This is a genomic window from Brevibacterium sp. (assembly GCF_022712115.1).
Lineage (GTDB): Bacteria > Actinomycetota > Actinomycetes > Actinomycetales > Brevibacteriaceae > Brevibacterium > Brevibacterium salitolerans.
In genome coordinates, this window is the sequence record NZ_JALAHB010000219.1 from 74,410 (window position 1) to 85,945 (window position 11,536).

The window sequence follows — 11,536 nt, forward strand, 5'->3', positions numbered from 1 at the left end:
CGGCTGCGTGCCCCCTCGCCGTTTACCGTGCGGAGGAGTCCGCGCGGTAGCCTTGGCCCCATGCCGGAGAACGTTCCCACACCTGAGACCCACGACGATCCTGAGCAGCTGCGGATCCGCAAGGAGAAGCGGGCGGCTCTCCTCGCGGAGGGCCGTGAGCCGTATCCGGTGGCAGTCCCCCGGACCCACACCCTCGCGCAGGTCCGCAGCGCGCATCCGGACCTGGAGCCGGGTGCGGAGACCGAGGACGTGGTGGGCGTCGCCGGTCGTGTGGTCTTCCAGCGCAACACCGGCAAGCTCTGCTTCGTCACCCTCCAGGCCGGCGACGGCACGCGGCTCCAGGGCATGCTCTCGCTCGCGGAGGTGGGTGAGGAGAGCCTCGACGCCTACAAGCGCGACGTGGATCTGGGCGACCACCTGTTCCTGCACGGACGCGTGATCATGTCCAAGCGCGGAGAGCTCTCCGTCATGGCCGACGAGTGGCGGCTGGCCGCCAAGGCGCTGCGCCCGCTGCCCACGCTCCACACCGAGCTCACCGACGAGACGCGCATGCGCCAGCGGTACATCGACCTCATCACGCGTGAGCAGGCGCGGGAGAACGTGCGCGTGCGCGCGGAGGTCATGAAGTCGCTGCGCCGCACCTTCGATGCGCGCGGCTACACGGAGATCGAGACTCCCATGCTCCAGACGATGCACGGGGGAGCCTCTGCGCGGCCATTCGTCACGCACATCAATGCCTATGACATCGATCTCTATCTCCGCATCGCCCCGGAGCTCTTCCTCAAGCGGGCGCTGGTGGGCGGCCTCGACAATGTCTTCGAGATCAATCGGAACTTCCGGAATGAGGGCGCGGATTCCACGCACTCGCCGGAATTCGCAATGCTCGAGGCCTATGAGGCGTACGGCGACTGCCATTCCATCGCGGAGCTGACGCGTACTCTCGTGCAGAATGCCGCGATGGACGCATTCGGTTCGCACGTGGTGACTTTGGCGGACGGGACGGAGTACGATCTCGGCGGCGAATGGCGCGTCATTCCTATGTACTCCTCCCTGTCCGAGCGCCTGGGTGCGGAGATCACGCCGGAGACCTCCGTCGAGGAGCTCGCCGCACTCGCAGAGGAGCACGGCATCGATCTGGGCGGCGTCTTCGCCGGCCACGGCAAGTACGTCGAGGAGATGTGGGAGCACTTCTTCGCGGACGACCTCTACGAGCCCACCTTCGTCACCGACTTCCCGGTCGACACCTCGCCGCTCACCAAGAGCCACCGCTCCGTGCCCGGGGTGGTCGAGAAGTGGGACCTCTACGTCCGCGGCTTCGAGCTCGCCACGGGATACTCCGAGCTCAACGATCCCGTGGTCCAGCGTGAGCGCTTCGAGGCGCAGGCCCGTGACGCCGCCCGCGGCGACGACGAGGCGATGGGTGTGGACGAGGATTTCCTCACGGCAATGGAATACGGCATGCCCCCCGCAGGCGGAATGGGAATGGGCATCGATCGTCTTCTCATGGCTCTCACCGGACTGGGCATCCGCGAGACCATACTTTTCCCGCTTGTGAAGCCCGTGTGATCCGAATGATCACTCGAATGGTCTTCCGGAAGGTCATTCGATTGCTCTTCCCTTCGACGACAAGGTAGTGTGATAGTGGAGTACATCAAGGTTCTATTGCCCTCCATCGGTGTCGGACTTCTGTTCTGGTATGTGATGCGAGGCATTCTCCGTTCGGATTCGACTGAACGTGAGGAGATGGAGAAGTACTACCAGCAGATCGACCGGGACGGTGCTCACGAGGAAGCCGTCGAGGGGCAGCTGCAGAATGCGCCCGCCGGTTCCGGAGGCCACAGCGAACAGGAGGGTGCAGCAGATGGCACGCGAGATGAAGGTCGTCCTGACTGACGACATCGACGGCTCCGAGGCGGCCGAGACCGTCCGCTTCGGAATCGACCAGGGAACGTACGAGATCGAGCTCTCCTCCGAGAACGCGGAGAAGCTCCGCGGGGTGCTGGCCCCCTACATCGCCAAGGGCCGTCGCGTCGCCGCCTCCTCCCGCCCGGCGCGCGCCCGGCGCAGCAGCGGTGCGGCAGCGGGCTCCGGCAACCTCAACGCGAAGATCCGCGAGTGGGCCAAGGAGAACGGCATCGAGGTCTCCGAGCGCGGCCGCATCGCGCAGAGCGTGATCGACTCCTATCACCAGGCTCACGCCTGAGCGGAGCCGCAGCAGCGTCCCATGGCCGCGCGCTGAGCGGAGCGGCCTGCCCGTGCCCCGGAGGGAATCCTCCGGGGCGCGATGCGTTCCGTGCGTGAATTCGCTCGTGGCGAACACGTTTCGGCCCACGGCGAACAGCGCAATACATGCCGCCGGCGCCTGGTTACAGTGCTAGGAATCAGACCACGAGGAGGGCCACATGTTCGAAAGGTTCACCGACAGAGCCCGGCGCGTCGTCGTGCTCGCACAGGAGGAGGCCAAGCTCCTCAAGCACAACTACATCGGCACGGAGCACATCCTGCTCGGCCTCATCCACGAGGGCGAGGGAGTCGCGGCCAAGGCGCTCGAGGGCATGGGCATCTCCCTGGAGCAGGTGCGCGCCCAGGTGACGGAGATCATCGGCGAGGGCCAGCAGGCCCCCTCGGGTCACATCCCGTTCACCCCGCGCGCCAAGAAGGTCCTCGAGCTCAGCCTGCGCGAGGCGCTGCAGCTCGGCCACAGCTACATCGGCACGGAGCACATCCTTCTCGGTCTCATCCGCGAGGGCGAGGGAGTCGCGGCGCAGGTGCTCGTGAAGCTCGGAGCGGATCTGGCGCGCGTGCGCCAGGAGGTCATCAAGCTGCTCTCCGGCTACCAGGGCAAGGAGCCGGCCTCCACCGGCGCCCGTGAGGAGGGCACGCCGTCCGGCTCGCTCGTCCTCGACCAGTTCGGCCGCAACCTCACCGCTGCCGCCCGTGAGGGCAAGCTGGACCCCGTGGTGGGCCGTGAGCTGCAGATGCAGCGCGTCATGCAGATCCTCTCACGCCGCACCAAGAACAACCCCGTCCTCATCGGCGAGCCCGGTGTGGGCAAGACGAGCGTCGTCGAGGGGCTGGCACAGGCCATCGTCAACGGCGATGTGCCGGAGACGCTGCAGGACAAGCAGCTCTACACGCTGGACCTCGGTTCGCTGGTGGCCGGCTCCCGGTACCGCGGCGACTTCGAGGAGCGCCTGAAGAAGGTGCTCAAGGAGATCCGCACCCGGGGCGACATCATCCTCTTCATCGACGAGATCCACACGCTGGTGGGAGCGGGTGCAGCAGAGGGCGCGATCGATGCGGCGAGCATTCTCAAGCCCATGCTGGCGCGCGGCGAGCTCCAGACGATCGGTGCGACCACGCTGGACGAGTACCGCAAGAACATCGAGAAGGACGCCGCGCTGGAGCGTCGCTTCCAGCCCATCCAGGTGCCGGAGCCCACGCTCGCGGACGCGATCCTCGTGATGAAGGGGCTGCGGGACAAGTACGAGTCGCACCACAAGGTGACGATCACGGACGGTGCCCTCGCAGCCGCGGTCAACCTCTCCGACCGCTACGTGAATGACCGCTTCCTCCCGGACAAGGCGATCGACCTCATCGACGAAGCGGGTGCGAAGCTGCGCATCCGCCGCATGTCCGCCCCGCCGGAGCTCAAGGAGCTCGACGAGCAGATCGTCGCCGCGCGCCGCCGCAAGGAGGCCGCGATCGACGCGCAGGACTTCAACCTCGCGCAGTCCGAGCGCGACGCGGAGATGGCGCTGAACAAGCAGAAGGAGGAGAAGGAGGCCCGCTGGAAGTCCGGCGACCGCGGTGCGGCCGTCGTGGACGAGGAGCTGATCGCGGAGGTTCTCGGCGACGCCACGGGCATCCCGGTCTTCAAGCTCACGGAGGAGGAGTCCGCCCGTCTGCTCCGCATGGAGGACGAGCTGCACAAGCGGATCATCGGCCAGGATGACGCGATCAAGTCCGTCTCCAAGGCGATGCGCCGCACCCGTGCGGGCCTCAAGGACCCCAAGCGCCCCTCGGGCTCGTTCATCTTCGCCGGTCCCACTGGCGTGGGCAAGACGGAGCTGGCGAAGGCGCTCGCAGAGTTCCTGTTCGGTGACGAGAACTCGCTCATCAGCCTGGACATGTCCGAGTACGCGGAGAAGCACACGGTCTCCCGCCTCTTCGGTTCGCCCCCCGGATACGTGGGCTACGAGGAGGGCGGCCAGCTGACGGAGAAGGTCCGCCGCAAGCCGTTCTCCGTGGTGCTGTTCGACGAGGTGGAGAAGGCCCACTCGGACATCTTCAACTCGCTGCTGCAGATCCTCGAGGACGGCCGTCTGACGGATTCGCAGGGTCGTGAGGTGGACTTCAAGAACACCATCATCATCATGACCACGAACCTGGGCACCCGGAACATCTCCCAGGGCCAGCAGATCGGCTTCCAGGTCGAGGGCGATCCCACGACGGACTACACGCGGATGAAGCAGCGGGTGAACGAGGAGCTCAAGCAGCACTTCCGCCCGGAGTTCCTCAACCGCGTGGACGACACCATCGTGTTCCCGCAGCTGAAGAAGAAGGAGATCCTCGAGATCGTCGATCTCTTCATCACGCGTCTGGACAAGCGCCTCGCGGACCAGGGCATGAGCATCGAGCTCACGCAGGCGGCCAAGGAGCTGCTCGCGGATCGCGGCTACGATCCGGTGCTGGGCGCGCGTCCGCTGCGCCGGACGATCCAGCAGGAGATCGAGGACCAGCTCTCCGAGCGCATCCTCTTCGACGAGCTGCACTCCGGAGAGCGCGTCTTCGTGGACGTCGAGGGAGAGGGCCTGGACAAGACCTTCACCTTCCGGGGCGAGGAGGATCCGCGGATCCTCGAGCGCCTGGACGCGGCTGCGGAGGACACCGGATCCGGCACCGGGGCGTTCCCCGAGGCCGGTGCGGCGAACTCCTCCGCGAGCCTCCCGGACGCCGGCCCCGGCGGGGCGGAGGCCCACGCGGCCGTCGCCGAGTCCGCGGACTCTGAGTGAGGTAGCGCCCGGCTGAGCACGCAAGCGCCGCCGGCGAGGTTCTCCTCGCGGGCGGCGCTTCGTCGTGTGTGCGGGGGCCGGCAGACGAGAGCGGCCTCGACTTTCGTTCCCGTCTGCGGATTCGCCAGATTCCGCGGTGCTGTGCGGCGAATCCGCAGACGGGAGGCGAAACAGTCAGGGCTGACGTCTGGGAGAATGGGGGAATGCCTTTCGCAGACGATCTCATCAGCGCTCAGTACCGTTCGCACGAGCTCCCGCACGGTCTCGTGCTGCGCCGCGCCCGCGCCACGGACGTGCCTGCGCTCGTGAAGCTGCTGCAGCCCATGGTGGAGCAGAGGATCCTCGTGGCGAAGGAACGGGTGGACTACTACGAGGCCATCCACGAGTTCTGGCTGGTGGTGGACCCGCAGGCCGAGGGCGGGGAGGCACTCGTGGGCTGCGCCGCCTGCCACGTCATCTGGGAGGACACGGCGGAGGCCCGCACCATCGCGACGGACCCGGCATACCGGGGCCGAGGCGTGGGCCGGGTCCTCGTCGAGCAGGTGCTCGCGGATGCACGGGCACAGGGCGTGCGGCAGGTCTTCTGCCTCACCTTCGAGACGGACTTCTTCTCGGCCCTGGGCTTCGAGATCATCGAGGGCACGCCGGTGTCGCAGGAGGCGTACGGGGAGATCCTGCGCTCCCGCGACGAGGGCACGGCGGAATTCCTCGACCTCTCCCGGGTGAAGCCCAACACGCTCGGCAACACCCGCATGCTCCGCAGGCTCTGACGGACTGAGCTGATTGCGGACGAGGGAGCACGGTTGTGAGCGTACGAGGCGCCGTCCGTCGGCACCGCGACGAACTCGGCGAGGCACTGGCTGTCTACCGGGATCCTCCGGGTCCGCGGACGCTGGTCTCGTTCGGGCTGGCCTTCCTGATCGTGTGCGCGCTGAGCCTCATCAACCCGCCTGAGAGCCCGGTCATGATCGTGACCCTGTTCGCCGCCTACGCAGTGATGGCAGGGCTGCCGCTGATTCTGATGGGCAGCGAGACGCTGGTGGTCTGCGAGCGCGGGCTGATCCTGGGCGCCACCGCACTGGGCTTGCGCCCGTACGTGATCCGCTTTGACCAGATGACTCCCGGCGGGGTGGCACCGTTGCGCGCAGGCAGGTGGGCGGCGCGCCACCTCGGCCTGCCTCTGACCGGATCCAGTGTGCGGCCGTCGTGGTGGACGGACAGGGCTGTGTACCTCGTGGGGCCGAGCGCCGCTGAGGCGCGCCGTCACCGAGGGACATTCGCCAGGCTGCAGGACCTTCCGCCGCTGACGGTGGACCAGCGGTGGGTCTGGGTCGCAGGGGTGAACCGCGATCCCCGCGAGGTGGTGGGACGGATCGCCCAGGCCGCCCAGGCCGCCGGGTGCGAGGCCCTCGCCCGGGCGAGCTGGGCCGCGCGTGAGCCGGTGCGGGTGCTGACGAAGGATCCGCGTGAGGCGGCGGAGCGGCTTCCGGGACTCGAGCGCCGCTAGCCGGGGCGGCGCGGCGCGATCGTTCCGGCCGAGTCGTCGGCATCGTTCCCAGGCACCGCCGCGTGCGGATGCCGGTCATGATGCGCGCGCCGGAACCGTTGTGCCCCGGAACCCGTGGGCATACTCTGAGACGGCAGCGCCGCACGAGGCCGGAAGGGGCCAGCCATGGGAGAGCTCGTCGTCTGGAACGTCATGTCGCTCGACGGGCGGTTCGAGGGCCCCGAGAAGTGGGACCTGAGCTTCCACGAGCACATCTGGGGTGAGGACCTGCGGCAGCTGAGCCTGGGATTCGGTGAGAGCCTGGGCCTGCTGGTCTTCGGCCGCGTGACGTACGAGGGCATGGCCGCGCACTGGTCCTCGGACGAGGACGACCCGGAGATCGCCGCCTACATGAACGCCGCCCCCAAGCTCGTCGCCTCGCACACGCTCACCTCCGCCGCGTGGGAGAACACCGAGGTGACCGCGGACATCGTCGGCGAACTCCGGCGGCGCAAGGCGGAGCTGGACAGGCCGATCTACGTCTTCGGCAGTGCCGACCTCACGGACTCTCTGCTCGCCGCAGGACTGGTGGACGAGCTTCTCGTGGGCATCGCCCCGGTGCTCCTGGGCGAGGGGACGCCTCTGTTCCGGCCCGCCGGAGGGCTGCGTCCGCTCACACAGCTGGAGTGCCAGACACTGGACTCCGGCGGCGTGCTGCTGCGTTACGCGGTGCCGTGGGCCGGGGCCGGACTCGCGGCGGAGTGAGGCGCGTGCGCCTCGGCGGAGATCGTCCGTCCGGTCCTTGACACGTCTCCCGATGCTTCTATGATCGAGACAACCGGCCAGTGCTGATCGGTCGTTCGACAGGTCATGACTCCGCAGCTCTGAAGGCTCGCCGTCTTCCGGGCTGCGAAGACGGACGGCCACGGCGCGGACGGATCCCGTGCCGGTCCGGCGGCCGGACGCGGCCCCGCTCAGAGACGAGCGAGCCCGCGCCTGCCGCGGGAACGGATGTTCCGAACCTGTGAAGGAGAAGGCCGACGATGGTGTCGACGTTCAGGAGAGCACTCGTGTGTGCGGCTCCGCTGCTCATGGTGCTCTCCGCGTGCGGCGGAGCGGTGGGGAAGGGCGATGGCGGAGGCGGAGGCTCCGGCGGCTTCGAGTTCGGCGCCGCGCAGGAGGAGGTGGACGCAGCCGTGGCGGACCTGGATCCCGTCACCCTGACGATCCAGCCCTATGCCGCATCCCCGGACGCCGCGGCCGCCGTGGCGGAGCAGTCGTTCATGGACGCCGTCGAGGAGCGGTCCGGCGGCAAGATCGGCTTCGACGTGGCGTGGGGACAGTCCATCGCCGCATATCCGGAGGTGGACGATGCGCTGGCCGACGGGCGCCTCGACCTCGCATACACCGTGCCGGTCTACTTCGTCGCCGAATACCCGCGGATCGACGCGTACAACAAGCTGAGCCAGTACGTCTCCGGCAGCCCGCTCGCAGGGGAGGCCGCCATGCAGGCGCAGATGAGCGAAGCGGCCTGGAACGATCCGGAGCTGCTCGAGGAGTACACCTCCAAGGGGCTGGTGCCGCTCAACCCCATGGTGACGTCCGGCAACTACTGGACGGCCTGTGGCGACGAGGGCACCGCACTGGACGACTGGCAGGGGCGGCAGATCCGGATCGGCGGATCGGTGCAGACCCCCATCGCCCAGAATCTGGGGGCGAGCCCGGTCTCGATGGAGTACGGGGAGGCGTTCGAGGCGCTGCAGCGCAGCACCGTCGACTGCATCTTCGTCCAGGGGATGGTGGCGGGCTCCACGGGGCTCCTGGAGGCGGCGCCGCAGGTCTCGACGCTGGGAGACGAGCGGTTCACCGGGGCTGTGACGGCCGGCCACGTGGCGGGATCGAGCTTCGAGGCGCTGCCGCTGGCCTACCGCCAGATCCTCTTCGACGCCGCGGGCATCGACTGGACGCACGGGGTCACGGCCGCTGTCGTGGGCTCCAGCGTGGACGCGGTGGCGGACGTGCGCGCGGCCGGCGGTGAGTTCCGCGAGATGGACGCCGATGCCGCCGAGGTGATCCTCAGCACCCAGCGCGAGATCGCGGAGCAGCTGGTGGCGGACGGCGTCGTGGACGCGAGTGTCCGGGACGGCCTCGTCGAGAGCGGCGCCCGCTGGATGGAGCGCGCGGCGGAGCTGGGCTACGAGGACGGCGGAGAGCTCTCCGAACTCGACCGGTGGTACGACCCGGAGGACGTCGACTTCCGTCCTCTGGCGGAGGAGGCCTTCAGGGCGGGGGCACTCGCCCACCGGCCGGCCTGAGGCGTCCGGCCGTGCGGCTGGACACCGCGGGCGGCCGGGCACCGGTGCGGCGATGCTCCGGCGCCGCGGAGCCGGGGGCCTCTCAGAACTCCCGGCGGATGCGGTGGACGATCATGTCCAGCGCGACGGTGTTGTGGCCGCCCTCCGGGACGATGAGATCGGCCCTGCGCTTGGACGGCTCCACGTAGAGCTCGTGCATGGGCTTGACGGTGGAGAGGTACTGCTCCTCCACGGACTCCAGCGACCGCCCGCGCTCCACCACGTCCCGCCGGATCCGGCGGAGGATGCGCACATCCGCATCCGTGTCCACGAACAGACGGATGTCGAGCAGTTCGCACAGCCGCGGCTCCGCGAACAGCAGGATGCCCTCCACGAGGATCACCGGCGCGGGCTCCACCGTGAGCGTCTCCGCGGAGCGGTTGTGCTCCGTGAAGTCGTAGACGGGGCACTCGATGGGCACCCCGGACTTGAGCTGCCGGACCTGGTCGACCATGAGGTCGATGTCGAAGGCCTCCGGTGCGTCGTAGTTGAGCTGCGTGCGCTCCTCGAAGGCGAGGTGGTCGTTGCGCTTGTAGTAGTTGTCCTGGAAGAGGACGGTGGACCGGTTGCCGAACTCCTCCAGCAGCGCCCGCGTCAGCGTCGTCTTCCCGCTGCCGGATCCGCCTGCCACTCCAACGGCCAGAGCTCCCACATCGTCCTCCGTGCTCCTCGTGTACGTCGACGCCCCATCCTAGTGGGGTTCCCGCCGTGCTGAGCCGCGGGCGGAACCGCCGCCGAGGCCACAGGCGGGTGCGCGGTCCGGCCCGGTCTCAGTGCGGCAGGTGGAGTGCTGCGTCCGTCCGCTGGGCGAGGCCGTCGCTCAGCAGGTCCGCGACGAGCCGCGCGGTCCGCTCGCCCCCGGCGTCCAGGTTCCGCACCGCCATGACGGCGGAGTGCACCGGTGCGGGCAGCGCGGCCAGGGCCTCGGCCTCGTCATCGGTGAGTTCCGTGAGCGGAGCGGTGAGCAGCCGCACGGGCACGCCCTCCTGCTCCGCGGCGCTCGCCTCGCGCAGACAGCGCATGATCGCGCCGCGCAGCTGCCTGTCCGTGCCCGCCCACGCCTGGGTGCGCCGGGCCGCCGTGGGGTGGGCGGGCCTCCCGGCGGCGAGCCACACGCAGTGCTGGGCGAGCGGGCACTGCTCGCAGGACGGCGAACGCGAGGTGCACACGAGCGCGCCCAGCTCCATGAGCCCGGCGTTCCACTCCACGTGGTCCTCGGCGGGGACGAGCGCCTCGGCCCAGGCCCTCTCCCTCCGGGAGACGGAGGAGGGGCGGTGCTCGAGCCCCGCGAGGCTGCGTGCCAGCACGCGCCGCACGTTGACGTCCAGCACCGCGGTGCGCTGACCATGCGCGAAGCTCGTCACGGCGGCGGCCGTGTAGTCGCCCACTCCGGGGAGCGCGCGCAGGGCGGCCTCGGAGTCCGGCACTGAGTCCCCGTGCAGCTCGGCGATGGCGCGTGCGGTCTCCTGGAGCCGCAGTGCGCGCCGCGGATACCCGAGGCTGTCCCAGGCCAGGAGCACCTCCGAGGCCGGGGCGGCGGCGAGGTCGGAGGGCCTCGGCCAGCGCGCCATCCACGCCTCCCAGCGGGGCAGTACCCGCACCACCGGCGTCTGCTGGCTCATGACCTCGCACACGAGGATCGACCATGCAGTCGCCGCGCTCTCACGCCAGGGGAGGTCCCGGGCATGCGCGCGGTACCAGCCGACGACGGCACGCTGCGTCTCCGCGAGCACCTGCGCGTCGACCGGCGGAAGAGCGGACGGCACGTCGGTCACGGGGGAGACCGCAGGCTGCTGGTGCGTGGAGCGGTGTGTCATGTGGTCCTTCTCGTACGGTGCCGCGTAGGCTCATGCCGATGAGCAGTGACAGACGCGGTCCGGGGACACGGCCCACCACCGGAGCCGCAGGCGGGCGCACAGGTCGTCCTGCCGCGCGGCCGCAGAGCCAGCAGTACTCTACCGCCGCCTCCCGGGACGCCGCCCGCCGTGCGATGTACCGCAGGCGGCGGATCACCGTGTTCGTCCTCGCCCTCATCGTCGTGGCGCTGCTGGTGCTGGGCGTGACCCTCATGGTCAAGGCCATCGGGAAGGTGCGCGAGCAGGCCTCGCAGCCCGCGCCCGTGGAGGCGGTGGCAGAGCCCACGGCTCCGGGGCCCGAGGGGGACGCGGCCTCCGGCAACTGCCCGGCCGGAGAGGTGGGAGTGAAGGCCGCGGTGAACGCGGAGGAGTTCCCCAAGGGGGAGAAGCCGCAGTTCACCATCGAGGTCACGAACGGTCACGACGCGGACTGCCTCATCGACGTGGGCACCTCCCAGCAGGAGTTCGTCGTCCGGCACGACGGGGACACCGTCTGGTCGTCCGAGTACTGCCGCAGCGAGGACGACGACGCGGAGAGCCGGATCGTCTTCACCGCCGGGGAGTCGAAGAAGACCACGTTCACCTGGAACCGGATCCCGGTGGACGACTCCTGCCGCCAGGTGGGCGACGACTTCTCCGCCGGCGACTACGAAGTGGTGGTCAAACTGGGCGATCAGGAGAGCGAATCGGTGCCGTTCGTGCTCCAGGCAGCGGACAAGGGCGCGGGCTCCGTGGTCGACGAGATCGCGTCTCCGGAGCCGGCGGACGAAGCGGAGGAGTCGGTGTAGCCGGAGGTGTCGGCCGAGGCCGATGTCTTATCGGGCC

The 11,536-nt window shown here is 69.2% G+C and carries 11 protein-coding genes; 9 read left to right on the top strand and 2 right to left on the bottom strand.

Annotated features, from left to right (window positions below):
• Positions 1–60 precede the first annotated feature (60 nt).
• The 8 genes from lysS to Q0A33_RS13135 all read left to right on the top strand — a co-directional run bounded on the left by lysS (position 61) and on the right by Q0A33_RS13135 (position 8,816).
• Positions 61–1,566, top strand: coding sequence for a lysine--tRNA ligase (lysS, locus tag Q0A33_RS13100; protein ID WP_291797533.1), 1,506 nt, complete (start codon positions 61–63; stop codon positions 1,564–1,566).
• Positions 1,567–1,641: 75 nt separating this feature from the next.
• Positions 1,642–1,893 carry a hypothetical protein gene (locus Q0A33_RS13105; protein ID WP_291797535.1) on the top strand — a complete coding sequence of 84 codons (252 nt, stop codon included), beginning with the start codon at positions 1,642–1,644 and terminating at the stop codon, positions 1,891–1,893.
• Positions 1,862–2,203, top strand: coding sequence for an Lsr2 family protein (locus Q0A33_RS13110; RefSeq protein WP_291797538.1), 342 nt, complete (start codon positions 1,862–1,864; stop codon positions 2,201–2,203). The genes Q0A33_RS13105 and Q0A33_RS13110 overlap by 32 nt, the downstream gene beginning before the upstream one ends.
• Before the next feature lie 199 nt (positions 2,204–2,402).
• Positions 2,403–5,015 (top strand): ATP-dependent Clp protease ATP-binding subunit, encoded by a 2,613-nt coding sequence (locus tag Q0A33_RS13115; RefSeq protein WP_291797542.1) that lies wholly within the window; start codon positions 2,403–2,405, stop codon positions 5,013–5,015.
• Between the two features lie 203 nt (positions 5,016–5,218).
• On the top strand, positions 5,219–5,785 hold the full coding sequence (locus Q0A33_RS13120) for an amino-acid N-acetyltransferase (protein WP_291797545.1): 567 nt from the start codon (positions 5,219–5,221) through the stop codon (positions 5,783–5,785).
• Between the two features lie 35 nt (positions 5,786–5,820).
• Positions 5,821–6,522 (top strand): hypothetical protein, encoded by a 702-nt coding sequence (locus Q0A33_RS13125; protein WP_291797548.1) that lies wholly within the window; start codon positions 5,821–5,823, stop codon positions 6,520–6,522.
• Positions 6,523–6,687: 165 nt separating this feature from the next.
• Positions 6,688–7,266, top strand: a complete 579-nt coding sequence (locus Q0A33_RS13130) for a dihydrofolate reductase family protein (protein ID WP_291797550.1) — start codon at positions 6,688–6,690, stop codon at positions 7,264–7,266.
• A gap of 278 nt (positions 7,267–7,544) precedes the next feature.
• Positions 7,545–8,816, top strand: a complete 1,272-nt coding sequence (locus Q0A33_RS13135; RefSeq protein WP_291797552.1) for a C4-dicarboxylate ABC transporter substrate-binding protein — start codon at positions 7,545–7,547, stop codon at positions 8,814–8,816.
• A gap of 82 nt (positions 8,817–8,898) precedes the next feature.
• On the opposite strand, the gene udk is transcribed toward Q0A33_RS13135, so the two are convergent.
• Complete coding sequence (udk, locus tag Q0A33_RS13140) at positions 8,899–9,507, bottom strand: uridine kinase (protein WP_291797555.1); 609 nt, start codon at positions 9,505–9,507, stop codon at positions 8,899–8,901.
• A 118-nt stretch (positions 9,508–9,625) separates the two neighbouring features.
• A complete protein-coding gene (locus Q0A33_RS13145) occupies positions 9,626–10,672 on the bottom strand; it encodes an A/G-specific adenine glycosylase (RefSeq protein WP_291797557.1) in 1,047 nt (348 codons plus the stop codon).
• Between the two features lie 38 nt (positions 10,673–10,710).
• On the opposite strand from Q0A33_RS13145, the gene Q0A33_RS13150 reads away from it, so the two are divergent.
• Positions 10,711–11,499 (top strand): hypothetical protein, encoded by a 789-nt coding sequence (locus tag Q0A33_RS13150; RefSeq protein ID WP_291797560.1) that lies wholly within the window; start codon positions 10,711–10,713, stop codon positions 11,497–11,499.
• Positions 11,500–11,536: the final 37 nt, after the last annotated feature.

Excerpts from the sequence above, each read along its gene's own strand:
- lysS (WP_291797533.1), top strand. The coding sequence starts at position 61 with ATGCCGGAGAACGTTCCCACACCTGAGACCCACGACGATCCTGAGCAG.
- Q0A33_RS13110 (WP_291797538.1), top strand. The coding sequence starts at position 1,862 with ATGGCACGCGAGATGAAGGTCGTCCTGACTGACGACATCGACGGCTCC.
- Q0A33_RS13115 (WP_291797542.1), top strand. The coding sequence starts at position 2,403 with ATGTTCGAAAGGTTCACCGACAGAGCCCGGCGCGTCGTCGTGCTCGCA.
- Q0A33_RS13120 (WP_291797545.1), top strand. The coding sequence starts at position 5,219 with ATGCCTTTCGCAGACGATCTCATCAGCGCTCAGTACCGTTCGCACGAG.
- Q0A33_RS13130 (WP_291797550.1), top strand. The coding sequence starts at position 6,688 with ATGGGAGAGCTCGTCGTCTGGAACGTCATGTCGCTCGACGGGCGGTTC.
- Q0A33_RS13135 (WP_291797552.1), top strand. The coding sequence starts at position 7,545 with ATGGTGTCGACGTTCAGGAGAGCACTCGTGTGTGCGGCTCCGCTGCTC.
- Q0A33_RS13145 (WP_291797557.1), bottom strand. The coding sequence starts at position 10,672 with ATGACACACCGCTCCACGCACCAGCAGCCTGCGGTCTCCCCCGTGACC.
- Q0A33_RS13150 (WP_291797560.1), top strand. The coding sequence starts at position 10,711 with ATGAGCAGTGACAGACGCGGTCCGGGGACACGGCCCACCACCGGAGCC.